This window comes from Listeria sp. ILCC797, assembly GCF_900186185.1.
GTDB lineage: Bacteria > Bacillota > Bacilli > Lactobacillales > Listeriaceae > Listeria > Listeria goaensis.
In genome coordinates this window covers 195,478-220,676 of sequence record NZ_FYBS01000002.1, presented here as the reverse complement: position 1 = coordinate 220,676, position 25,199 = coordinate 195,478, and the positions used below count along the sequence as shown (strand labels likewise).

Below are 25,199 nucleotides of genomic sequence, written 5' to 3'. Positions count from 1 at the left end.
AACACGTATTTTTGTTATTTTCAATGTGAAAGGAATATTTCTACCCCAATTTCGCGAATAAAAATATAGAAAGCGCTTTAAACATACGGAAATGAAACTTTTGCCAAATCTTCAGTTTGATTGTGCGTAATCCGTTTTGTTTTGCTTCCTCCATAAAATGAGGATTTGCCTTTAGACAAACCCTCTTGAAATTATCCTTTTTTTAAAAAACTTAATAACGCTTCAAATAATTGCTCGCTTTCACTATCCTGACAAATGAAGTGGCCAGATTCATTTAGTAGCAGCAACTCTTTTTCCGATTGAATCGTATCCATTAGAAACTGCATGCTTGATTCAGCGGGAATCATTTCGTCTTTTGCACCTTGGGCGATAAATGTCGGCACCTCAATGTGTTCAAAAACAGGTTTGGCGTGTGTCACCATTTTCGCGAGTTGCATTTTAGATTGATTTGGCACATCCGTAAGCCGTTTAAAATAGCGACTTAGCATGGAATCTGGTTTATTCGCCTTTTCGGAAACAAAATCGGGCCAGTCTAAATAGTTGGCGGACGTGCTCAGCAAACCGAGTTTTTTCACTTCGGGATGATGTCTTGTCAGCCAGCCCGCTAGAAGGCCGCCAGAGCCAAAGCCGATGATATACACTTCTTCGTCCTCTTTGAGCAATTGCGTCAAGATACTTTCAATGAAAACATGCCAATCTAGGAACGTCGCATTTTTTAAAAAATGAGCTCGGTTTTGACCTGGGAAAGTGGGCGTTAAAACATCCCAATCGGTGTTTTTCTTCAAAAAATCGCTTAACGGCTTGATTTCATCGGGTGTACCAGTATAGCTATGGATACACAAACTTGCTACCATTCTTGTCAACTCCTGTTTTGTAGTTACCGCATATTACCCTATCATAAGTTTTTCTACGATATCTTTCAAGCCCATTCCGTAAGAACCTTTGACCAGTAGCCACTCACTCCCGTCGAGATTTTCGAGAACGGCTTCCTGAAGCGCTTCTTTTGTTTTAAAATAATGGATTTTTTCTTGACCAATTTGTTTGGCGGCCGCTTCGCAAAAAGCAGACATCGCGTCACCGTAAGCAAAAACCGCATCAATACTTCCTTGTAAAATGGCGCCTGATTCGCGGTGGAAACGTTCCGAGTCATCGCCAAGTTCCAGCATATCCGCCACTAAAATCTTTTTCGGCTTACCTTCAGAATCCATGTGCATAAACGTATTTAAAACCGCATTTAACGCCGTCGGGCTCGAATTGTATGCATCGTTTAAAATTTTCGTTCCATTTGGTGCCGCGAGCCATTCCAGGCGACTTTTTGAACGCTCCATCGTGCTAAGCGCCGCCTGAACTTCCTCACTCGAAATGGCAAGCGTTTTAGCCGCCAAGATAACGGCCATCGTATTAAACACATTATGCTCCCCAATGATGGGTACAAAAATCGGCGTATCAGAAGCAAAATTAGTTGTAAACGAAGTGCCGTCTGGCTTTGTATCAATTGTGAGCGGATAAATTGTCGCCGTTTTTTCGCGCCCAAAGGTTGCCGTCTTAAACGCCTCAGCAGCATTAAGGTATTTATCTATTAACACCTCTTCATTCGGGTAAATGAGCATCCCATTTTCCTTCAAACCAGCAGTAATCTCTAATTTTGCTTTGGCAATTTCATCGCGTGAACCTAAATATTCAATGTGCGCCTCCCCGATGTTCGTAATGATCGCCACATCTGGTTGCGCGATTAAGGAAAGCTTTTCAATTTCATGGCGATGGTTCATGCCCATTTCCAAAATCGCCACTTCGGTTTCTTCCGGCATCGTTAAAATTGTATAAGGCAGTCCTATATGGTTATTGAAATTCCCTTTCGTCGCATGTACGCGGTATTTCGAGCTGAAAATCGCATTCGCAATATCTTTCGTCGTCGTTTTCCCGTTGCTGCCTGTAATCGCAAGAACAGTCGGTTTTACTTCCGTCAAATAAGCTTTCGCTAACTCTTGTAAAGCTAAAAGCGTATCGTCCACAATCATAATCGGGAAATCCGTTGGCGGGTGTGGCACATCTTTCTGCCAAAAGGCCGCAGCAGCACCAAGTTCAATCGCCTGTTTAACAAACGTATGCCCATCACGCGTATCGCCAACAAAAGGAATAAACAAGTCGCCCTTTTTAATCTGTCTTGTATCAAAGCAAATGCCGGTAATAAGCGTGTCGTCAAACGCCGCATCGTTTTCAACAGCAATCAGCTTTGCAATTTGTCCAATCGTTTTTTTCATTTCAAATCGCTTCTCCCATAAAAAAGCAGTTTGCAAGAAAGTCAAACTGCTTTGCCTATTTTAATCCTCTAAACTATGTTTTAATTTATTCTTCACGCCGTAACGCTCCAGCGCCAGTTCCACGAGCTGCTCAATCAACTTATCGTATGGCAAACCGCTCGCCTGCCACAATAACGGGTACATGCTAACCGGCGTAAATCCTGGCATCGTATTCACTTCGTTTAAATAAATTTCCTGATTGTCTGTCACGAAAAAGTCAGCGCGCACAAGACCACTTCCGTCAATCCCTAAGAAGGCTTGAACCGCATAGCTCTTAAGCTTTGCAAGCACATCCTCCGACACTTCAGCCGGAATGACAAGCGTCGTATCATTATCTTGATATTTTGCTTTATAATCGTAAAAACTCGAATCAGCACCTTTTGGTAAAATCTCGCCAGGTACGGAGCATACAGGCATATCGTTCCCGAGCACCGCGATTTCGATTTCGCGTGCCACAACACCTTGTTCCACAACAACACGACGATCGTATAAAAACGCCTCTTCCATTGCGGCAACAAGTTCTTGTCTGTTCGTCGCCTTACTAATTCCCACGCTCGAACCTAAATTTGCTGGTTTAACAAACATTGGGTAGACAAGTGCTTCTTCCATGTCAGTGACCATTTCTTCTTTGTAGTCGCGCCAATCAATTTGTCTAACAGCGACCGCTGGAAGTTGCGGAATGCCACCGTCTGCAAAGACTTTCTTCATAACAATTTTGTCCATCGCAGAAGCCGATGCTAGAACGCCGTTGCCAACGTAAGGAACATTTAAGACTTCAAGCAAGCCTTGAACCGTACCGTCCTCCCCGTTTGGCCCATGCAAAAGTGGGAATACAACGAGATTTTCTGTTTCATCTGAAATCGCCGCCGGACTAACCGCATATCCCGTTGAAACTTCGCCTTCTTTTCCAGCAAGCTCGCATGCATCTGCTGGCGCAAACCGCAATTGTTCACTAAAAGTAAGTTTATCTGTAATTTCTGGACCGTTAATCCATTTGCCGTCATTTGTTATGTATATCGGGATCGCTTCAAATTTATTTAAATCGAGTGCATTAATGACCGAAAAAGCCGTCCGAATCGACACTTCATGCTCAGCTGATTTCCCGCCGTACAACAATATTAATTTTGTTTTCAAAATAACCCCTCCGAAACTTGAATTTCTGTAGTCTATTTTACCATGTTTTAGACAGATTAAAAGGAATTTCTTTTAAAATCCAAACAAAGAAAGAAGCAATGGCTTCTTTCTTTGTTTGGATTTATACGCCAGAGGTTAATTTGAGTCCGATAACTCCGGCGATAATCATCGTAATAAAAAGCAATTTTAGTGTGCTTTTGCGTTCTTTGAAGAGAATCATTCCGGCTAGCACACTTCCAACTGCGCCGATTCCAGTCCAAATGGCGTAGCCTGTTCCAATTGGGATTGTTTTTAACGATAAGGAAAGCAGAAAAAAGCTAGCTGCCATAAATAGGATTGTTAAAATCGAGTATTTTACATTTTTAAAGCCATTAGAGAACTTCATTGTAATAACAAAGGCCATTTCACAAACTCCAGCGATAAACAAAAAAAGCCACTCCATCCTAGCTCTCCTCCTTCCCGTCAACTAATTTTAAGCCAATAATGCCCGAAATGAGCACGAGCAGCGAAATAATTTTCCATAACCCCGCTGTTTCGTTTAAAAAGAGCATCCCGATAAGCGCCGTACCCGCAGCACCGATTCCGGTAAAAACAGCATACGCCGTCCCAATTGGAATCTCTTTCATTGATTTCGCAAACAATTCAAAGCTAATAATAAGAAAAATAATTGTGATTGAACTCCATCCTGACACTGTAAAGCCATGTGATTCTTTAAGACCAAATGCCCAAACAATTTCCGAAAGTCCTGCTAAAATTAGGTAAAACCACGCCAATTTATTGTCCTCCTTCTGCTATCAGTAAACATAACGTATCAAATGCTGATGCACGTCTTTTTTCAAATTCGACTAGGTCATATAATCCATGTTCCACGCTTAAACCATCAATTAGGCAATAAAACATATGAATCCATCTTTCTTTCGCTTTTTCCGTCATGTTCAGTTCGTTTAAAAAGGTGCCGATGACTTCAAAACTGAACGTTTCATAACTTGCGGTTTCTTGATTCAAGTTTACTTTCAAGCTCGCCGGTGGAAAATAAACGGATCTTTGGAAGAATTTTTTCACTTCTGGGTATGTTTCAAAATCCGTTACCTCATAAAATATGGCTTTAAAATATTCTTCAAGTGACTCATAGTCCTCTTTGTTTCGCTCTTTAAAGCTACTCATACCAATTTGAATGACTTCCCGATAAATTGCCATGTAAAGCGCTTCTTTTGATTCAAAATGGGCATAAATAGATGGCGTTTTAATTCCTGCTTCTTTCGCAATTTCAGAAAGTGCTGTTCCGTCATACCCTTTTTCGGCAAATAAATGAAGTGCCGCATGCATTAATTTTTCCTTTGACATTAGGAAACCTCCTTAACTAACGTTCGTTAGTTTTATAATAACAAAAAATAGATTGAAAGTAAAGTTCAATCTATTTTTCAAGACAAGTCCATTCATTTTTCTTTAAATCATATACTAAATGCGCAACCGTTTGCGCATAGGAAAGTTCCTCGCCGCCAGTATGTAACAATTCCATCATGTCCTCATCAAGTCCGAAGCCAATTGGAATGCGTACTTGTGACCTTGTTTTTTCCGCCATAGAAAAGGCAATGCAAGCCCCTTCTTTAAAGTAATCTGCAAAACGTTTCAGCAAATCAATCGGTGGATTAGGAACATATTTGCGTTTATTTAATGTTAAAAACGTTTTTTCATTTAAAATTAAAGCCGTTTTTTTCGAAATAACTGCGCTTAGAACCGTGTAAAAGTGGTTCATATTTCGGTAATACGTCTTATTATAACGGCCATCTTTTTTAGTCAAATAAACGAAATTGTTTTGTAATTTATAATAAAATGGCGAACGCAAATGTCTTCCCGTATGCGCCAAATAAAGCATTTCTGCTACTTCTTGTGGTGAAAGTTGGTTGACTAAATCAATATCTTCAAAATCAATCCAGCAAAGTTCGCCAAATTTTTGCCCCTGACTATTTTGCAACTGTTGTAAGTCGTGCGATTCTAGATAATCAAAAGCAGTATGTGCATTGTAGGAAGAATCTTTTATATGATGTTTAATTAGCAAAATATTGTCAGGCGGAAACGTTACCCCTTGCATGAAATCACAAAAAGTAATGCCACTCGTGACGACGTTGTTAATGACATTGTCCATATGTATATAAATAGATTTTTGATTAAATGTTTCTTTTTTCATCAACTATTCCTCATTCTATACTTTTTTCGGATAACCGCCGTATAAAACTATAATACACCATTTTTAGCCAATTTGTATAACAATACAACCAAATCTACATCACTATATCATTACAAACCCTTTAAAAAGCCATTTCGCTTGTAAAACTTTAAAAAATCTTAAAAAAAAAGCTTTTCAAACCTAAGCGGATTAAAAAGCCATTCTTTCAATTTTCCTTAACGCAGTCCTAATTTTACATTAGGCATTTGTTTCACTTTTAAAGCTTTCCAAATATCGTTACGCGATTTCGTTTTTTCAACGATAATACCTTTTTGTTCTAAATCTCGAATGATTTTATTAAGTTCTGTATGGCTCTCTCTCATATAAGACCACTCCGTTCCCAAAAATAAGTTTTCATTCACATCTTTCTCTCTTTATTCTCACTTTACCATAAATGTAAACATAAAAATAGCCCTATTTTGTATTTTCACGTAAAATAAATCACCATTTTTTAAAGAAAGCGATTAAAAAACGAATTTTATATGGAAATCGATTCTAATCATTAAGCTTTTTTGACAAAAAAAAGATTGGTGCAAGCACCAATCTTTTATAGAACCTTATCAAGAAAACTAATCGTACGTTCATGTTGCGGTGAGTCGAAAATGGCTTCTGGCTTTCCTTCTTCTACAATGTAACCACCGTCCATGAAGATTACCCGGTCGCCGACTTCACGTGCGAAGCCCATTTCGTGTGTGACTACGAGCATGGTCATACCTTCTTTTGCCAAATCTTTCATTACATTTAGCACTTCCCCGACCATTTCTGGGTCAAGGGCTGAAGTGGGCTCATCAAACAGCATGATGTCGGGATTCATGGCAAGTGCTCGCGCAATCGCCACACGTTGTTTTTGTCCACCTGATAGTTGACTTGGATAGCTTGTTTCTTTGTCAGATAGGCCAACACGGTTGAGTAAGTCACGCCCTAACGTTTCCGCTTCACTTTTCGTTTTCTTTTTCAATTCGACGGGGGCGAATGTAATATTTTCTAGCACGGTTTTATGTGGGAATAAATTGAAGTGTTGAAAAACCATGCCGATGTTTTCGCGCACTTTATTAATGTCGGTTTGTTTGTCGGTTAAATCAAAATCATCCACGACAATTTTACCGCTGTTGATTTCTTCTAATTGATTCATGCAACGTAAAAAAGTGCTTTTTCCCGAACCAGAAGGACCAATCACACACACGACTTCGCCTTCTGCTACTTCAAGGTCAATTCCTTTTAGTACTTCGTTATTTCCGAAACTCTTTTTTAAAGCTGTTATTTTTAATTTCGTCATTTTGAAAGTCTCCTTTCAAGCACATTAGAGAGTTTAGTGAGTAGCGTGATGACGATGAGGTACATGATCGCGACAACTAACCAAATTCCTGATGTTTCAAATGTGCGGGCAATAATGATTTTACCTGATTGTGTCAGTTCAACAATTCCGATGACGCTCATGATAGATGTATCTTTCAATGTGATTACGAATTGATTGATGAAGCTTGGAACCATGACGCGCACCGCTTGCGGTAAAATGATTTTCATCATCGATTTTCCGTACGGGATACCTAGCGAGCGTGCTGCTTCCATTTGTCCTTTATCGACAGCTAAAATACCACCGCGAATAATTTCCGTAATATATGCTCCGGCGTTCAAGCTGAGTGTCAACACGGCCGCCAAGTTCGGATCCATTTTAAAGCCAAATGCTTGTGGAATTCCGAAGTAGATGAAGAATGCGAGTACGATAAGCGGAATGCCTCGGAAAATATCTACGTAAACTGTTGCAATACCTCGTAAGAATTTACTGCGACTTACTTTCAAGAAACCGAAGAGAAGTCCTAGTAGTGCAGCAAAAAACAGCGAAATAAAGGTTAATTTAATCGTATTCCAAAGTCCTAGAAGTAACGCTGGCATGCTCGCCATGAGCGTGTCCCAAAACGAATCTTTCTCAACATCAGAGCCGATGTATTTATCTAAAATCTCATCGTATGTTCCGTCTGCACGAATGTTTGTTAAACCTTGGTTAAATTTCGCGAGCAATTCGGGGTTTTGACCTTTTTTTACGGCAAATCCGTACTGAGCGCCGCTTTCCTTTTCAGTTACGATTTTTAGACCGTTACCCACTTTGACACCGTAGGCAAGTACGGGGTAGTCATCAAACGCAGCGGCTGAATTGCCGGTTTTAACGTCCTCGTACATACTTGCGGAATCGTCAAATGGTACTAGCGTGTAGCCATATTTGTCTTTATTTTTTTCTGCAAAAGCATAGCCTTCCGTACCTGTTTTAACGGCTACTTTTTGTCCTTTTAAGTCTTTGTACGATTGGATGTCGTCATTGTCTTTTTTAATTGCCATGACTACACCGGAATCGAAATATGGGTCTGAGAAATCAAACTTCTGTTTGCGTTCGTCTGTGATACTCATACCAGCAATAACGCCGTCTACTTGATTTCCTTCAAGCGCTTGAACGGCTGCATTGAAGCCCATTGGTTTAACTGTATATGTAAAACCTTGGTCTTTCGCGACTGCTTTTAGGATATCCATATCAATCCCAATCAGTTCACCTTTTTTATTTTGGAATTCAAACGGCGCGAAAGTTTCGTCCGTTGCAATCTCATAATCGACATCCGCAGCATGCGCTGGTGTTAAAAAACCACTGAACACGAATGCAAATACGAATAGAATAGGTAACAAAAATTTAATTCGTTTCATTATATCCTCCCTTGTGTAACAAATGACTGTTGGAAGCTTTAGGCTAAGTTGAAAAACTTTTCACTTTTAGAATTTTACCATAAGGGAACGTTATTGACCATAATTATTTGTGATAAGTTTTTGTATATCACAATTCTATGTTAGGTTTTAAAATCTCTTTATTCGGGGGTAAAATGAGATAAATAAACTTATTCTACTAAAGAACATAAAAAAATTGCACCTCACATAATGTGGTGCAATTTTTAAAAATGACTACACTTCAGCGACAACTTCAATTTCGACAAGCGCATCTACTGGAAGTGCTGCTACTTGAAAAGCACTTCTAGCAGGGAAAACTCCTGTAAAATATGTCGCATAAATTTCATTTACTTTTTGAAAATCTTGTAAGTCTTTTAGAAACACGGTAACTTTTACGGCTTTATCTAGGCTTGATCCTGCTTCTTCTAGTACATTTGCAAGGTTTTGAAAAACTTGTTTCGTCTGACTCACAATGTCTTCTCGCAAATTTCCCGTTGATGGATCTATGCCAATTTGGCCCGAGGTAAAAATGAAACCATTTGTTTTTACAGCGTGCGAATAAGGACCAATTGCTTTAGGTGCTTTTTCACTATGCACTTTTTCTTTCATAAGCTCTCCCCCATTTTTTGTATTTCCACCATCTTAATCGAATTAAAATTATTTTTCAATAGATTCACTTAAACAGTTGATAGTAGCAACTGTTTTTCAAGCTGCAATTGATAGAGCTTGCGCCCAATTTGATGTTCTTCCGCAAGAAGCTGTTCGTGGCAAGTTACGATACAATGCTTGATTTGCTCTTCCAAATTTTGCAAGCTTCGATCGCGTAATTCGTTAATTACCTTCTTCAGCTCATTTATTTCGGTAAGTTCTTTCATTTCGGTACTTAATTGCACATCATAATCATTCGGATTTTTTAGAAGTAAAATAATTCTTTCTTGTTCCGCTCTGATGTGCAGTAAAGCTTTTTCAAGTTGCTCTTCTTTGTCTTGCAATTTAGCTATTTTTTCTCTATGCACAAAATCCAACCTCCTATGTTCTTCATTCACTCTTTTAGTCTATCACGAAAGCTAAAGAAAATCTGTGACATTTTCATGAACGTTCACATTGAAGATGTGCGAAATATACGCATTTTAAGTAAAAAAGTAGCAATCTGGTTCTGCGCCCCCGATTGCTACGAAAAGATTATTTGCTTATTTTGTTTGCTATAAGCTTAACAACTTCCATTAAAATAACAGAAAGAAGTGCTAAACCTGCTGCTACAACCCATTCACTCCAGCCGAAGCTCTCCGGAATAGAGAAAATTTCACGCGCACCCGGTAACACCGTAACGATGTAGAGGACAAAGCACGTTAAAACCGCTAATAATACATATTTATTGCTGAAAAATCCCGCCCCGAAAGCCGTCTGTGTATTTGAACGTGCTGCAAACGTTTGAAGCGTCCTTGCTAAAATTAAAGTTGTAAAAGCCATGGCAACACTCATTTCAGGACTATCTCCCAGCCCAATAAATTGCGAAATGATAACAGCCACCCCAATTAACGTCCCTCTTGTAACAACCGCACGCATAGTCCCACCTGCAAAAATGCCTTCATCAATGTTACGCGGCTTCCGTTTCATCACATCTGGCTCAGGTTTTTCCATTCCAAGCGCAATCGCTGGAAGTGAGTCATTGACCAAATTGATAAACAAGAGCTGTAGCGCGGTAAAAGGATTAATCCAGTCTACAATAAGCGCAAATAAAATGGCAATAATCGCGCCTAGATTCCCTGCAAACAAGTAGCCAATAGCTTTTTTAATATTGTCAAAAACAGTTCGCCCAACGCTTACCGCATCTACAATAGAGACAAAATTGTCATCGGTTAAAATCATCGCAGAAGCATCTTTTGCGACATCCGTTCCGCTTCCCATCGCCACACCAATATCCGCTTGTTTAAGTGCCGGCGCATCATTCACCCCGTCGCCAGTCATCGCGGTAATTTTGTTTTTCTTCTGCCAAGCTTTCACAATGCGGATTTTATTTTCCGGCGAAACGCGCGCATAAACCGCAATATGTTCCAGCTTTCCTTCCAATTCTTGCTCACTCATAGCATCGAGTTCTTGCCCGGTAACTGCAAAATCCGTTTCGTCCATTAAACCGATGTCACGCCCAATGGCTTGGGCAGTTGTTTTATGGTCACCAGTTATCATGACCGTGCGGATGCCTGCTTTTTTCGCTTCCTCAATCGAGCCATAAACCGCTTCACGTGGTGGATCAATCATCGCCGTTAAGCCGACTAACACGATGTCATACTCATCTTCAAGCGAAATGTCCACTTGTTCAGGCGCTAAACGCTTGTAGCCGTATGCTAGCACGCGTAAAGCTTGATTGGAAAATTCCTCATTAACATTTTGCAACTCCGTTAAAATTTCGTCCGTGATTTCAACTTCCTCGCCGTCTTTAAACACGTATTTTGCACGGCTAAACATCACATCCGGGCCACCTTTTGTAAGCATCGCTTTATGGTCGCCAAACGTGTGCACCGTTGACATTAATTTTCGGTCCGAATCAAACGGAATTTCTCCTTCGCGAATAAAGGCTTCGCGGATTTCATTGTAATTTTTATTTTTCTTATTGCTGAACGCAATTAAAGCGACTTCTGTCGGATCACCTAATTCCATGCCCTCTTCATTGATATTTGAGTCATTACATAGAACGGCGATGTGAATAAGACGGCGCTCCCCTTCCGTCCAGTTTTCAGGCGAGTCAGGAAAGTTCTCTTTTGTGCCATCAGGTAAATAATAATCGACGACGGTCATTTTATTTTGCGTAAGCGTACCCGTTTTATCCGTACAAATCACACTGGTCGAACCTAGCGTCTCAACAGCAGGCAGCTTCCGAATAATCGCATGTTGCTTTGCCATTTTGTTCGTCCCAACCGCAAGCACAATCGTGACAATCGATGAAAGCGCCTCTGGAATGGCAGCAACTGCCACCGCTACCGCAAACATGAAGGCATTTAAAATCGCTTGCGTTAAATCGACGCCATCGCTTCCGCCAAAAAAGACGCGTGAAGCTTCTACAGCGAAGATCAGAATACAAAGCGCTAAAATCGCAAAACCTAGTTTTTTACTAAAACTTTCTAATTTTTGTTGAAGTGGTGTTTGTTTCGCTTCGGCCGTTTCTAGTAAACCGGCAATTTTTCCGATTTCGGTTTGCCCAGCTGTTCCTGTCACGACAAACAAACCACGTCCATATGTAACGAGTGAGCCGCTGAAAACCATATTAATACGGTCTCCTAAGCCGACTTCTTCCTCGATGACAGCAACTGCTTTTTCAACGGTTTCTGATTCGCCCGTCAGCATGCCTTCATCGACTTTTAGCGTTCCGCTTTCAAGCAATCTGCCATCTGCTGGAACAAAATCCCCTGCATCTAGTAACACGATGTCGCCTGGGACCAATTCATTTGCGTGAATCGTCTGTTTTTCACCATCGCGAATAACTTTTGCTGAGGGGGCAGACATTTCACGCAGCGCATCAAGCGAGCTTTCCGCTTTTCTAGTTTGTACAACACTAATAATAGAATTGACAATTAAAACGACAAAAATAATGACAGATTCCATAATTTCGCCCAAAACAAGTTGGACTAATGCCGCCGCAACTAGCACGATGACCATCGGATCCTTAAACGTTTCTAAAAAAAGTTTCCAAAGTGGATCTTTTTCCTTCTGTTTCAATTCATTTAGCCCATATTTGGCTTGGCGTTCCAAAACGGAAGAATTTGTTAAGCCTTTGTCTGTTGCGTCTAGTGCTTTTAATGTTGTTTCCGTTGTTTCTCGGTAAAATTCCACAGGTAAAAACAGCTCCTTCCAAAATAACAATACCTTTTAAGTATAACAGGACGACACGTAAACTTTATTACGATTTACAAAATCTTAACATTATTTACCCAAAATGTTAGGGTTTAAAGCATACAAGAAATGAAGAGGCGTGACAAAATGCGAAAACAAGCGACTCACTACGAACTAGTCAAGCGGCACCGCATTTGATACACTAAAAGAGGAGGTGCGCTATGAAAATTTTAGAAAAAATAAACCGTTATGTACCTATTTTTCTGCAAGCCATGCTGAATTTATGTCTAATTTTCGTTGGCTTAACGCTCGTCGCGTTTCTGATTAGCGAAGCTTGGCTCATTTTCACCAATCTTTTTTCATCCCATTCAAGTTCTGCTTATTACGAAATAATGGAAGATGTTTTAGTTTTCTTCCTCTATTTTGAATTCATCGCGCTAATTATTAAATATTTTCAAACGGGCTACCATTTTCCACTGCGTTATTTTATTTACATTGGTATTACGGCGATTGTCCGCCTTATTATCGTTGATCACTCAGACGCTTTCGCGACGTTTATTTTAGCAGGTGCCATTTTGCTACTTGTTGGGGCACTTTATCTCGCCAATACAAAATTATTAAAACGCGAATAAAACACTCATGTTTTGAACTAGGCGCCTAACTTGCAAAGCGTATACGTTAGGCGCCATTTAATTTATACATAGAAAGAAGCGTTGTACATGTCATTTATCCTTATTTTGCTGCCCGTATTCGGAATTTTCGCAATCGGTTTTATTGGGCAAAAGCTCCTTCATTTCGACATTCCAAATCTATCCAAATTGACACTTTATTTGATGTCGCCATTTTTAGCATTAGGCACCTTTTATAAAAATCCTATTACTATTGATTATGCCTATTTAGCAGTTTATATTTTTGTGCTTTGCCTCGCTTTAATTCTCATTGTCACAATTCTCTCAAAAATAATGGGCTATTCGGTACGCGACCGCTGTGCGCTTATTTTAGCTAGTGCCTTTATGAACAACGGAAATTACGGCACGCCTGTTGTGCTGCTTGTTTTTGGAGCTACTGGATTACATATTGCTGTTATTTTAATGGTTCTGCAACAGCTCGCCATGAGTACAATTGGGATTTATTATGCGGCGAAAGGAAGTGCTGACGTAAGCAGTTATAAAATCGTGCTAAAGCGCGTTGTGCGCATGCCGATTGCATACGGGGCGCTCATCGGTCTTTTTTTGCAGCTTGCTCATATTACGCTTCCAGACCCCCTTTTAACCTGTATCGATTTAGTAGGTAATGCGGCTATTCCAACGATTATGATTGTTCTTGGCATGCAGCTTGCGGTTATTTCGTTCCGCCGAATTGAGCTTTTAAAAGTTGGCTTTGCGCTTTCTATTCGCTTGCTACTTTCGCCTGTTATCGCTTTTCTTTTGACCTTATTCCTGCCTGTCGACACGATGACGAAGCAAATTATGATTTTGCTTGCGGCGATGCCAACTGCTGCGAATACAACGTTAATGGCTGTACAATTTGATACGAAACCTGATTTAGTTTCAAGCGCCACATTCATTAGTACCGTCCTAAGCATTATCACACTGCCAATTGTGTTAGCCCTTATTCAATTTGTCGGATAATTTTTCGCGCCACCCCGTCTGAGGTCACTTCAATTGACGTGAAAATCTATCTCCCCTAAGATGAAGAAGTGGAGGTGATGGAATGGATATTTGGAACATTTCTAAAGTTGTGAGTTATGCTTTTGCCAATGTATCCGTAGTCGTATTTGCTTATTTTCTACTTGCACGTCTCATGAAATTCCAGTTTGAGGGAGCGCCCACATGGTCGATTCGCATTATTTCAAGCCTCTTCGGGGGCCTTTTTGGCTTTATCCTAATGAATTTCTCCATCATCGTCGAAGGTTCCAGAACACTAAACTTAATTTGGGTGTTCATTTTGCTAAACGCCTATTATTTCGGTGGCGTATCCGCATTTTTAACGTCGATGTTTACTTCTTTTGAACGCCTTCTTTTTGGGGAAAGCGAGATTGCCGTCATCTTCATGTTCGTCTACCTAGGCATAGGTATCGCCCAACTAATTGCGGCCCCTTTGATACGAAAGAAAACTAATTTCGTGCAGCTTTATATTATTTTTTCCATCACCATCGTTCCTTTAGTCGTGAGCGGACTGCTTATTGCGCCGCAAATTAGTTTCCAAGTCATCATTGAAATTATGATTTATATTTTGCTCGGTGTTTTTACGTATTTCTACATCGTCACGGATCTTACAGCGCTCGGGAAGAAAATGAACTTTTTTGAACGCACATCAAAAATCGATTTTTTAACCAAAATTGAGAATCGCTATATGTTTACAACAAAATTGGAAAGCCTTTTTGGGCATAAAAAATTCTATTTATTTTTGCTGGATATTAATCATTTTAAGAAAATTAATGATGTGTATGGTCACGATATTGGTGACTTGGCGCTGAAGCTATTCGCGGAAAAGCTTGATGAACTTTATCCACGTCACGCCTACCGACTTGGCGGCGATGAATTCGCAGTAATCGTTGCGAGCGATGCCCTGTTTAATCCTGAAAACGTAACAAGACAGCTAAAAAAAGAGATGGCCACCATTCAAGTTGAACTGCCGAATGATGAGTTTATTCATTTTTCAACGTCTGTTGGCTACGTTAATTCTTTTGCGGCCGATTCTCTGGAAAAACTTTACCGGATTGCAGATAAAGCCTTGTATAAAGATAAAGCGAATAAATTTTGATATATACCAATCAAAACACACCCGAACCCAATTCATTGATATAAAATTGATTAAAAGATATAATAGCAACATTACGATGTATACCAATTTTGGGAGGTTGATGTTTTTGGAACCGGCTAATTTGAAATATTTAAATTTACTGGCGAAAAGCTATCCAACAATTGCGAAAACGGCTACGGAAATCATTAATTTGGAAGCAATTTTAAATTTGCCAAAAGGGACGGAGCATTTTTTAAGTGATATTCACGGCGAATATAGCGCGTTTTTGCAAGTTTTACGAAATGGTTCTGGGGTCGTCAAACGGAAAATTCGCGATGTGTTTCCGGAACTTTCGGAGGAGGAAACTGGGCGGCTTGCGACACTTGTTTATTACCCGGAGCAGAAATTAGATTTGCTTTTAGCGGAACAGGAGGACCCTAATTTTTTCTACAAAGAAACGCTCTTTAAGTTAATTGAACTGTGTCAGTATGTGTCTTCCAAGTACACGCGGTCGAAGGTGCGGAAGGCGATGCCGGCGGATTTTGCTTACATATTGGAGGAGCTGTTGCATGAAAATTATGACGGGGACGATAAGGAGCTTTATTATGCGGAAATTATTCAAAGCATCATTGCGTTAGACCGGGCGCGGGAATTTATTGTGGCGCTCTCCAAGCTGATTCAGCGGCTTGTTGTGGACCATTTGCATGTGGTCGGTGATGTTTATGACCGCGGGCCTTATCCGGATAAAATTTTGGATGCGCTGATGGACTATCATTCGCTTGATTTCCAGTGGGGCAATCATGATATGCTCTGGATGGGGGCGGCGTCTGGTTCGGAGGTTTGCTTGGCCAATGTGGTGCGGATTTCAGCGCGTTATTTAAATTTGGATATTTTAGAGGATAGTTACGGGATTTCGCTTCGCCCGCTCGCTTTGTTTGCTGATGAAATTTATGGGACTGATTCTTGTACGGCTTTTCAGCCTAAAAACGAAGGCGAAAATGAGTTTAGTCACGCCGAGATTGCGCAAATTGCTAGAATGCACAAGGCCATTTCGATTATTCAGTTTAAACTTGAAGGACCGATTATCGCACGCCACCCTGAATTTGCGATGGAGTCTAGGCGGATTTTGGAGTTGATTGATTTTGACCGCGGGACGGTTCGCTTGAAAGGAAAGGAATATCCCCTTTTAGACAGCCATTTCCCGACAATTGATGCACAAAATCCTTACGCCCTGACGGAAGCGGAGCAAGACATCGTCCGGAAGCTTGTCGCCTCGTTTCGCAACTGTGAGCGTTTGCAAGAGCACGTGCAGTTTTTATACGCGAAAGGTAGCATGTTTCTGACTTACAACGGCAACCTGCTTTATCACGGCTGCATTCCGCTCGAAAAAGACGGTCGCTTCATGGCTCTTACTCTTAAGGGGAAAAAATACGCCGGAAAAGACTTGTTCGTCCAGTTTGAACATTTAGCGCGTGAAGCTTACTTTCTCCCTTTTCATCATAAAGAAAAAAAATATGCGTTAGATGTGGTTTGGTATTTGTGGACTGGGGCGGTTTCTTCTTTGTTTGGCAAAAGTGAAATGACAACGTTTGAGCGTTATTTTGTGGCGGATAAAGAAACGCATTTGGAAGAAAAAAATCCATATTATAAGCAGCGGAATGACGAAGCGATTTGCAAACAAATTTTGCGTGAATTTGGGCTTGACGCGGATGCGGGGCACATTATTAACGGCCATACGCCGGTTAAGGAAGGTCGCGGCGAAAGTCCGATTAAAGCGAACGGCAAAATGATTGTGATCGACGGCGGATTTTCAAAAGCGTATCACAAAACAACTGGGCTTGCTGGTTATACACTTTTATACAATAGCTATGGCTTACAACTTGTGCGCCATCAGCCATTTACGACAACTGAGGAGGCCATTCAAAAGGAAACGGATATTTTATCAACGCGGAAAGTCATTGAAACGGAAACGAAGCGAAAGCGTGTTTCAGATACGGATATTGGGAAAGATTTAAAGCAACAAGCAAATGATTTAAAATGTCTATTAGAAGCGTATCGCAAGGGGCATTTACACGAACGAGGTGCCTTTTAAATTTCGTCATAAAACTTTCACAATTTGAAAAACCTAATATTATCAATACTTAACGGACTTTTAAACTGTAAAACCTAAAAATTTTAGGTGCATCTTTTGAAAAATCTATTATAATGATAAGAGTAGTTAGTCCTTTTTATAAAAAGATTATCTATTCATACATCCCTTTTTATCTAAAATACCCACAGATTTTAGATAAACAAAAACGCGTCTTTTTCCGGACGCGTTTTTTTTATTTGAAAAATCGTAACATAAAGGCTCGAATAAAATGGAAGTATGGGTACACGCTAATGAGGAGTGGTACATAAATCATTGCCATGCTCACATTCCAAATTGGTGCAAGTGAGAAGAATTGTCCTGCGAATAAGAACAGGCAAACGAATGCTGTCATCAAGAGTCTAATCAATACTTTAATTTTAAAATCAAATGGCTTCGCAACTGTAATTAATGTAGTGAAACATACAGCTCCGGTTAAAAGAACATTAATCGTCGAAGTTTGTTCAAATGTAAGGTGAACAAGTTGCCCGAGTAGCATGGTAACGATGATATACGTTACTACAGCAAATGCGGCTGGGAAAGCATTGTGCAAGACTTTCTTTAAAAATTCACCTTGAATACGTTTGTAATTCGGCTTAATCGCTAAGAAAAAGGACGGAATACCGACTGTTAGCGATGAAATCGGGCTAAGCTGAATGGGCTGAAACGGGTATTTGCTGTTGACGAACGTGAAGATGATGGTCAAAATAACCGAATAAATCGTTTTAATTAGATAAAGCGATGCCACTCGTTCAATGTTATTAATCACTCGGCGCCCTTCTTTTAGCACGTGAATCATGGAATCAAAATTATTATCTAATAGCACAAAATCGGCGACACTCGTTGTTGCATCGCTACCTTCTGCCATCGCGATACTACAATTCGATTCTTTAAGGGCAAGCACATCATTTACTCCGTCACCCGTCATGGCTACCGTATGTCCTTCGCTTTGGAAAGCTAAGATGAGCTGTTTCTTCTGATGCGGCGTCACCCGGCCAAAAACCGTAAATTCCCGCACGAGCTCCGCGAAATCAGCCCCTTCGCCTACTCGGCTCATATCAATAAAGCGGTCGCCATTTTCAATTTCAGCTTGCATCGCAACGTTTGAAACGGTGACTGGATTATCACCTGAAATCACACGAATGGATACGCCCTGTTCTTTAAAATAGCGAAACGTATCGCGCGCTTCATTCCGAAGTTCATCGGCAACTAAAACATGTCCAACAAGTTGCAAATCAGTAGGTTCCGCCTGGAAACTGCCTGCCTTTTTAGCCAAACATAAAACGCGGTATCCTTTTTCCGCAAAAGCTGTCACTTTTTCAGCGTGTTTCGGGTGCATCTCCCGAAAGACAAATTCTGGCGCTCCGATGATGTACGTGCCGCGATGGCCGAACGTAGCACCGCTCCATTTTCTATCGGAGGAAAACGGGATTTTCTCTGTGGCTTGCCAGCCCGGATTGTTTGGAAAAGCTTTTTGGAGTGCGAGGCTTGTCGCATTGTTATCGTTTAAAGCATATACAATTGCCGCGATGGCTTCATCCATTTCTGCTACCGTATAATTGTGTTCAGGTAAAACATCGGTAACATTTAGGTTTCCGTTTGTAATGGTCCCCGTTTTGTCGAGGCAAAGGACATCTACCCGCGCAAGCGTTTCAATGGCAGGCATTGTTTTCACTAAAACGCGATGCTTTGCCAAATTGATGACGCCAACTGCAAGCGCAATGGAAGTTAATAGGACGAGACCTTCTGGAATCATGCCAATCATTGCGGCGGCGGTGCCTAAAATAGAGGCATTTATATCGCCACTTTTTGAGAGTTGTGAGAAAAACAAAATTAGTCCAAGCGGAATAATAATGAATGTTAAAATTTTGATGATGGTTTTAATCGAACGAAGCAACTCACTATAAACGGTTTTTTCTTGTTTCGCTTCCAGTGACAATTTGGAGATGAAGCTTTCCGCACCAATTGCCGTCGCCTGAACGTATGCGCGCCCGCTAATGATAAAGCTACCGGACATAATTTCATCGTTTTCGGTCTTTCGAACGGCATCGGCTTCGCCCGTAAGTTGCGATTCATCTACTTCAAGACCAGTTGTTTCAAGTACAATTCCGTCGGCGCAAACTTGGTCGCCCGCTGCTAGTACCATCACGTCGTCTTGCACTAAATCAGGCTGCTCGACGAGATTTTCCACGCCGCTACGCACAACTTTTACTTTGGCTTGCGTCAAAATCGTCAGTTTATCTACTTGCCTTTTAGCCCGAATTTCTTGAAAAATCCCCATCGCCGTATTGCAGAGCGCAACGCCTAGAAATAGGAGATTTTTATAACTGCCTGTGTAAATAATAAAGCACGCAATGGTCACATTGATTAAGTTAAAAAGCGTCAGTGTATTGTCAGCAAAAATGCGTTTAATACTTCTAGTCATCGGTTTTAAGGGATTATTTTTTCGTCCATCTAAAACACGCTCATTTACTTCATCTAGGGTTAACCCGGCGTGAGGATCTATTTTTCTATGGTTTATTTGCTCGTTTGTTTCCAAATCCGTCACATCCTTTCTCATCTTATACCCTTTTCTTCTTTAAAAATATCAGAAAGACGGCAATCTATCCATTTATTTTACTTACAAAATGTGACAATTTCGTAACTAAGACCCTTTTTTTAGGGTATATTTTAACTAATTCGAAACAGGAGATGAAAATATGAACCCAATTTATTTTAATCCATTCCCCGTTTTACTCACAGAGCGCTTTATTTTGCGGGCTTTAACAGATGCCGATATACAGCCACTTTTCGAGCTGAAGAGCAGTGCTATAGTCGCGAAATATACGGGCATTCCGCTCGATAAATCTTTGGAGGATACGAAAACTTTTATAAAAAAAATAAAAACGAATATTGCTCAAAATAAATCGGTTTATTGGGTGATTGAAGATAAAAAAACGCACACCTTTTTAGGGACGATTTGTTTGTGGAATATTAGTTTGGAAGAAGAATCGGCTGACGTCGGTTACGAACTTCTACCAGCATTTTGGAAGCAGAAAATCATGACCGAAGTTTTAACTGTTGTGATGGATTATGCTTTTAATGTCATCCGCTTTAAACAATTATATGCGGTCACAAACCCGCACAACACCGCGAGCATTCGCCTTTTAGAACGCCTCGACTTTGTGCGAAACGACGACCTAAACGATTTCGACCTGAGCGAATCTGGCGAAAAAATCCCACTTGTCTTTTATATCGCAACAAAAAAGGACCGCTCATAGCGGTCTCTTTTTTATTATTCTCCTTGCTCCATTTTCGCCTTTTTACGCGCTTCTCTTGCTAGTCGTCTTGCTTCACGTTCAGGGTCGACTGGTGCCTCAGAACGAGCAGCTTCACGTGCAAGTTTCCTAGCCGCGCGTTCGTCCGCGCTTGATTCTTTCTTTACTTCGCCCTCTTTTTTGCCGAAAATCTTATCCGTATCTAGCCCAGCCATGTTTGCATAGCGCTTAAAGCGGCGCAGTGCATCTTCCTTTGTGGCATTCGAGATGGAAAGCGCTGTGTCTGGATTCGCCTTATAAAGCGCCGAAAATCGCGTTTCACGTTTTAAAAAGTCATAAAACTGATCGAAATCTGGTTTTTTAAAGTCCATCACCATCGGATTTTGTCCTTTTTCAACGAGCTCTGGATTGTAGCGATATAAATTCCAGTAGCCGCATGAAACCGCCATATCCGTTTCCGTTAGCATCGTTTTCATGCCCGCTGAAATCCCGTGAGTGATACAAGGCGTATATGCGATGATGAGCGATGGTCCATCAAATTGCTCTGCTTCAAGGAAAGCTTTGATAAGTTGCTTTTTGTTTGCCCCCATGGCCACTTGAGCCACATACACATTACCGTAACTCATCGCCATAAAACCGAGGTCCTTTTTCCCCATACGCTTTCCAGAACTAGCAAATTTCGCGAGCGCCGACATTGGTGTCGCCTTAGACGACTGCCCGCCCGTATTCGAGTAAACTTCGTTGTCCATCACGAGCATATTCACATTTTCGCCAGACGCAAGCACGTGATCGATACCACCAAAGCCGATATCATAAGCCCAGCCATCTCCGCCGACCATCCACTGCGATCTTTTTATGAATAAATCGCGTTTGGCGTAAAGCGACTCAAGCTCTCTTTGACCATTCATTTCTGCTAGAAGGGCCAGTTGTAGGTTTTCCGCGCGTTCTCGCGTCCCTTCGCTTTCATGCATGCCGTCCCGCCATTCTGTGAGCGCCAAACGGAGATTGTCCGAAAGCGTATCTTGTTTGAGGACTCCGAGAACGTCGTGCAAGAGCGCCTCCCGCATCGTCTTGTTCGCGAGATGCATACCAAATCCGTATTCCGCATTATCTTCAAGCAACGAATTTGCCCATGCGGGGCCGTGCCCGTCAGCGTTCACCGTGTACGGCGTCGCCGGTGCTGATGCCCCCCAAATGGATGAGCAGCCTGTCGCATTGGCAATCATCATACGGTCGCCAAACAATTGCGTCAGGAGCTTCACATAAGGCGTTTCACCACAACCCGCACATGCCCCTGAAAATTCAAGTAGCGGCTGTTCAAATTGGCTGCCTGGAAGCGTTTCTTTTTTGCCAGGGTTTTTCTTCGGTGAAACTGTCATCGCGAAGTCCCAATTGCCTGCTTCTTTTTCCGTCATTTCTTCAAATGGCTTCATAACAAGTGCCTTATCTTTCGCTGGGCAAGCGTGCGCGCACAAATTGCAGCCCGTGCAATCCATTGGCGACACTTGAATGCGGTAATTCAAACCGTCTTTGCCGCGCATTTCGCGTGTTAAAAATCCAGCCGGAGCCGCCTCTTTTTCCGCTTCATTCACAAGAACTGGGCGAATAGCCGCGTGCGGACAAACGAAGGCACATTCATTACACATCGTGCAGTTTTCTGAAACCCATTCGGGTACTTCAAGCGCCACACCGCGTTTCTCGTAAGCCGCCGTACCTTGCGGGTAGCTGCCGTCCACCATGCCGTTTGCAATCAGCGTACCGACCGACAGCGAATCACCTTCTAGACGGTTTACGGGCTCTAAAATGTGCTTCACATAAGCCGGTTTATCAGCATATCTAGGCGCAGGCTGTTCAGTTTCTGCTTTCCAAGAAGCAGGGATTTCTACTTTGGTTAAATGCGTAAGCGTGTCGTCCATGGCACAAATATTTTTTTCTGCAACCGCCATATCTTTTTTCCCGTAGGTGCGAATGGCCGATTCTTTCAGTTCGCTGAAAGCCACATCAAATGGCAAGATGTTCGTCAGTTTAAAGAAGGCCGTTTGCATGACCGTATTCATACGACGTCCAAGCCCGGCATTCGCCGCGATTTTAATGGCATTTATCGTATAGAATTGGATATCATTTTCCGCCATGTAGCGCTTCATTTTGGCAGGTAAATGCCGCTCAAGTTGTTCGCCTTCCCAAACGGTATTTAATAAGAAAGTGCCGCCTGGTTTTAAGCCATCAAGTAAATCGTACTGGCTCACGTAAGACGCCGACGAGCAGGAAACAAAATTCGGCTTGGAAATTAAATATGCCGAACGAATTTTATTTTCGCCGAACCGAAGATGTGAGATGGTCAAGCCACCTGATTTTTTCGAGTCGTAGGAAAAATAGCCTTGCACGTTTAAATCCGTCTTATCACCAATGATTTTAATTGCCGCTTTATTCGCGCCAACCGTCCCATCAGAACCAAATCCGAAAAATTTACATTGGAACGTGTTTTCATTCGTCAAATCCTTCGTTCCAATTGCCGGCAGCGACAAATGCGTCACATCATCGAAAATCCCAATTGTGAACCGTGGTTTTGGTGCCTCACTTTTTAGGTGCGAATAAACGCCCAGTATCTGGTCTGGGGTAACATCTTTTGAACCTAAACCGTAACGCCCACCAATGACGAGCGGCCGAGCTTTCGCATCGTAAAGCGCGCTTTGAACGTCTAGTAACAACGGCTCACCAGAAGCGCCTGGCTCCTTCGTTCTATCAAGCACTGCGACACGTTCGACTGTTTTTGGCATTTTTTCTAAAAAAACATCCGCTGGAAATGGTCGATACAGCCGAATATTTAGCAGTCCGACTTTCTTCCCTTCCCGCATGAGCTGATCGATAACTTGTTCCACAACTGGTGTTACAGAGCCCATCGAAACGATAACGTCCGTCGCTTCTTCGTCTCCGTAATAATTGACCAAATCATAATTCGTTCCACGTAGCGCGTTAATTTCGTTCATATAATCACGTACGATTGTAGGAATTTTCTCGTAATACTGATTGACGGTTTCACGTTGCTGGAAGAAAATATCTGGGTTTTGGTTGGATCCAGACGTTGTAGGACGATTGGGTGACATTGCTCGTTCGCGAAATTCGGCGAGGGAACTTTCGTCCAAAAGTGCTTTTAGTTCTTCGTATTCGAGCACTTCGATTTTTTGTAGTTCGTGGCTCGTTCTGAAGCCGTCGAAAAAGTTCATAAATGGCAGGCGACCTTTTAATGTGGCGAGGTGCGCGACTGCTGATAAGTCCATGACTTCCTGCACGGAGCCTTCTGCGAGCATTGCAAAGCCGGTTTGTCTGGCCGCCATGACATCGCTATGGTCCCCGAAAATGTTCAGCGATGCAGCGGAAATCGTTCGCGCGGAAACATGGAAGACAGTTGGCAGTAATTCACCAGCTATTTTATACATGTTTGGAATCATCAGTAAAAGCCCTTGCGAAGCCGTATACGTACTAGTTAAAGCTCCGGCGCGTAATGAGCCGTGAACGGTTCCGGCCGCTCCTGCTTCTGATTGCATTTCAACTACTTTTACTTTTTCCCCAAATAAGTTTTGCTTACCAGCAGATGACCACTCGTCTACGAGCTCTGCCATTGTTGAGCTTGGCGTGATTGGATAGATTGCGGCAACTTCAGTAAACGCATAGGAAACATAGGCCGCAGCTGTGTTTCCGTCCATTGTTTTTTGTTTTCGCATGATTGCACTTCCAGTCTCTAATTTTTTGTTCAAACTTTATCATATCATTGTACACCAGTTTAGCCCAAGGCTCAATTGGCATTTTTTCCTGTTTTTAAAATGAATAGCTAAAAAAGAGCAAACTTAAATTTCGTAGTTTGCTCTTTTTTATTTTAACGTATCCCCATTGTATATGTTATGACTTGAGCCAAAGATTGGCTAACAATATTTTGGAATAACTCAGATAAAAAGACCGTCTTATTATTTTTCACAACAGCAACAAATTCTTTTTCATTTTGTTGGTTTGCTGCTTTTAAAGCTTCCAGACTAGCCTTTTTAACTTCCGAATCAATTTTAATTGCCTCAATCACTTTTTTTAATTCCGCTTGAATCTCTTTCCAATTATAACTTGTCTCTTTATTTATAGTATTTGAAGTTCTATTGTCATTTCCACTTATCGCACCTTGAATTGTACTTCCATGTGTATCTTTCACATTAACAGATGAATCATTGAAGCTATTTTTATTGTGCGAATTTATATTTGCATGTTTACTCGTTATAGAATATTTATCTCCATTTTCAATGGTCTGCTTCTCAATATTGATATCGTAATAAGCATTATTATTATTAAAAGCAAATTCAACTGCATCTCGCACTTGCTCTAAAAATTCTCGGCTATTAAAGTGGATTTGATAAACCTGTCCTGAATTCAAGTATAAAGTTAGGTACTGCTTGCTACTTGTATAATTATTATATATAGTCCACACATAAAAAGCTGAAATACCCGTTAGAATAACGCCTACGATAGGAACTGTAAAAAGTAAAATTAATGAAATGAGTATAAAGATAATCATAACAATAGGTATTTTAAACTTCTTCTTTCCCGAAAACAAATAAGAAATGTTGCTTAGTTGAATTGATATATCTGTAAACCTAAGCAAATTTTCTTTAATTAACATCTCTTCTGTAACAACCTCATTTACATTCGAATCTAACAAACCAGCTATATTATTTTTCATTTTACCCTCTCCCTTTTCTATTTACTTTTATTATACCAAACAGAAATAAGTATAATTTCGACATTTTTGTGAATAATTCTAGATATTTCAATTAAATAGTGAGTTTTTGTGTATATTTTCGACACTTTATTGAACTCTTGGCAAACAAAAA

Annotated in this window: 21 protein-coding genes; 5 read left to right on the top strand and 16 right to left on the bottom strand. The window is 41.1% G+C overall.

Translation table 11 applies throughout. From position 1 onward, the window contains the following. Positions 1 to 191 precede the first annotated feature (191 nt). The 13 genes from BN1609_RS03640 to BN1609_RS03580 all read right to left on the bottom strand — a co-directional run bounded on the left by BN1609_RS03640 (position 192) and on the right by BN1609_RS03580 (position 12,198). On the bottom strand, positions 192 to 854 hold the full coding sequence (locus BN1609_RS03640; protein ID WP_088809203.1) for a carboxylesterase: 663 nt from the start codon (positions 852 to 854) through the stop codon (positions 192 to 194). A gap of 33 nt (positions 855 to 887) precedes the next feature. Beyond that, positions 888 to 2,261 carry a UDP-N-acetylmuramoyl-tripeptide--D-alanyl-D-alanine ligase gene (gene murF, locus BN1609_RS03635; protein WP_088840513.1) on the bottom strand — a complete coding sequence of 458 codons (1,374 nt, stop codon included), beginning with the start codon at positions 2,259 to 2,261 and terminating at the stop codon, positions 888 to 890. A gap of 60 nt (positions 2,262 to 2,321) precedes the next feature. Next, on the bottom strand, positions 2,322 to 3,434 hold the full coding sequence (locus BN1609_RS03630; protein ID WP_088815358.1) for a D-alanine--D-alanine ligase: 1,113 nt from the start codon (positions 3,432 to 3,434) through the stop codon (positions 2,322 to 2,324). A gap of 121 nt (positions 3,435 to 3,555) precedes the next feature. Then, positions 3,556 to 3,876 carry a multidrug efflux SMR transporter gene (locus tag BN1609_RS03625; protein WP_088809206.1) on the bottom strand — a complete coding sequence of 107 codons (321 nt, stop codon included), beginning with the start codon at positions 3,874 to 3,876 and terminating at the stop codon, positions 3,556 to 3,558. A 1-nt stretch (position 3,877) separates the two neighbouring features. Beyond that, a complete protein-coding gene (locus BN1609_RS03620) occupies positions 3,878 to 4,207 on the bottom strand; it encodes a multidrug efflux SMR transporter (RefSeq protein WP_088809207.1) in 330 nt (109 codons plus the stop codon). 1 nt (position 4,208) lies between these two features. Further along, entirely contained in the window at positions 4,209 to 4,778 is a 570-nt protein-coding gene (locus tag BN1609_RS03615; protein ID WP_088809208.1) for a TetR/AcrR family transcriptional regulator, read from the bottom strand. Between the two features lie 70 nt (positions 4,779 to 4,848). Beyond that, positions 4,849 to 5,622: a hypothetical protein gene (locus BN1609_RS03610; RefSeq protein ID WP_088809209.1), complete on the bottom strand. Its 774-nt coding sequence runs from the start codon at positions 5,620 to 5,622 to the stop codon at positions 4,849 to 4,851. Between the two features lie 215 nt (positions 5,623 to 5,837). Continuing rightward, entirely contained in the window at positions 5,838 to 5,984 is a 147-nt protein-coding gene (locus BN1609_RS03605) for an Lmo0850 family protein (protein ID WP_088809449.1), read from the bottom strand. Positions 5,985 to 6,208: 224 nt separating this feature from the next. Beyond that, positions 6,209 to 6,937 (bottom strand): amino acid ABC transporter ATP-binding protein, encoded by a 729-nt coding sequence (locus BN1609_RS03600; RefSeq protein WP_088809210.1) that lies wholly within the window; start codon positions 6,935 to 6,937, stop codon positions 6,209 to 6,211. Beyond that, positions 6,934 to 8,352: an amino acid ABC transporter substrate-binding protein/permease gene (locus BN1609_RS03595; protein WP_088815361.1), complete on the bottom strand. Its 1,419-nt coding sequence runs from the start codon at positions 8,350 to 8,352 to the stop codon at positions 6,934 to 6,936. The genes BN1609_RS03600 and BN1609_RS03595 overlap by 4 nt, the downstream gene beginning before the upstream one ends. A 252-nt stretch (positions 8,353 to 8,604) precedes the next feature. Beyond that, complete coding sequence (locus BN1609_RS03590) at positions 8,605 to 8,979, bottom strand: RidA family protein (protein ID WP_088809212.1); 375 nt, start codon at positions 8,977 to 8,979, stop codon at positions 8,605 to 8,607. Between the two features lie 68 nt (positions 8,980 to 9,047). Further along, a complete protein-coding gene (locus BN1609_RS03585) occupies positions 9,048 to 9,386 on the bottom strand; it encodes a hypothetical protein (protein WP_088809213.1) in 339 nt (112 codons plus the stop codon). A gap of 166 nt (positions 9,387 to 9,552) precedes the next feature. Beyond that, positions 9,553 to 12,198: a cation-translocating P-type ATPase gene (locus BN1609_RS03580; protein ID WP_088840512.1), complete on the bottom strand. Its 2,646-nt coding sequence runs from the start codon at positions 12,196 to 12,198 to the stop codon at positions 9,553 to 9,555. Between the two features lie 221 nt (positions 12,199 to 12,419). Here BN1609_RS03580 and psiE point away from each other — a divergent pair, with 221 nt between their 5' ends. From psiE to BN1609_RS03560, 4 genes are all read left to right on the top strand, one after another. Next, positions 12,420 to 12,830: a phosphate-starvation-inducible protein PsiE gene (psiE, locus tag BN1609_RS03575; RefSeq protein ID WP_088809214.1), complete on the top strand. Its 411-nt coding sequence runs from the start codon at positions 12,420 to 12,422 to the stop codon at positions 12,828 to 12,830. A gap of 87 nt (positions 12,831 to 12,917) precedes the next feature. Continuing rightward, positions 12,918 to 13,829 carry an AEC family transporter gene (locus tag BN1609_RS03570; RefSeq protein ID WP_088840511.1) on the top strand — a complete coding sequence of 304 codons (912 nt, stop codon included), beginning with the start codon at positions 12,918 to 12,920 and terminating at the stop codon, positions 13,827 to 13,829. A gap of 82 nt (positions 13,830 to 13,911) precedes the next feature. Further along, complete coding sequence (locus BN1609_RS03565; protein ID WP_088809216.1) at positions 13,912 to 14,964, top strand: GGDEF domain-containing protein; 1,053 nt, start codon at positions 13,912 to 13,914, stop codon at positions 14,962 to 14,964. Positions 14,965 to 15,070: 106 nt separating this feature from the next. Then, positions 15,071 to 17,035 (top strand): fructose-1,6-bisphosphatase, encoded by a 1,965-nt coding sequence (locus BN1609_RS03560; protein WP_088809450.1) that lies wholly within the window; start codon positions 15,071 to 15,073, stop codon positions 17,033 to 17,035. A gap of 232 nt (positions 17,036 to 17,267) precedes the next feature. Here BN1609_RS03560 and BN1609_RS03555 read toward each other — a convergent pair whose 3' ends face one another. Further along, entirely contained in the window at positions 17,268 to 19,631 is a 2,364-nt protein-coding gene (locus BN1609_RS03555) for a cation-translocating P-type ATPase (RefSeq protein WP_088840510.1), read from the bottom strand. A 139-nt stretch (positions 19,632 to 19,770) separates the two neighbouring features. Here BN1609_RS03555 and BN1609_RS03550 point away from each other — a divergent pair, with 139 nt between their 5' ends. Next, positions 19,771 to 20,331: a GNAT family N-acetyltransferase gene (locus tag BN1609_RS03550; RefSeq protein ID WP_088809218.1), complete on the top strand. Its 561-nt coding sequence runs from the start codon at positions 19,771 to 19,773 to the stop codon at positions 20,329 to 20,331. A 14-nt stretch (positions 20,332 to 20,345) separates the two neighbouring features. On the opposite strand, the gene nifJ is transcribed toward BN1609_RS03550, so the two are convergent. Both nifJ and BN1609_RS03540 read right to left on the bottom strand, forming a co-directional pair. Continuing rightward, positions 20,346 to 24,050 (bottom strand): pyruvate:ferredoxin (flavodoxin) oxidoreductase, encoded by a 3,705-nt coding sequence (gene nifJ / locus BN1609_RS03545; RefSeq protein ID WP_088840509.1) that lies wholly within the window; start codon positions 24,048 to 24,050, stop codon positions 20,346 to 20,348. 152 nt (positions 24,051 to 24,202) lie between these two features. Next, a complete protein-coding gene (locus BN1609_RS03540) occupies positions 24,203 to 25,048 on the bottom strand; it encodes a hypothetical protein (protein ID WP_088809220.1) in 846 nt (281 codons plus the stop codon). Positions 25,049 to 25,199: the final 151 nt, after the last annotated feature.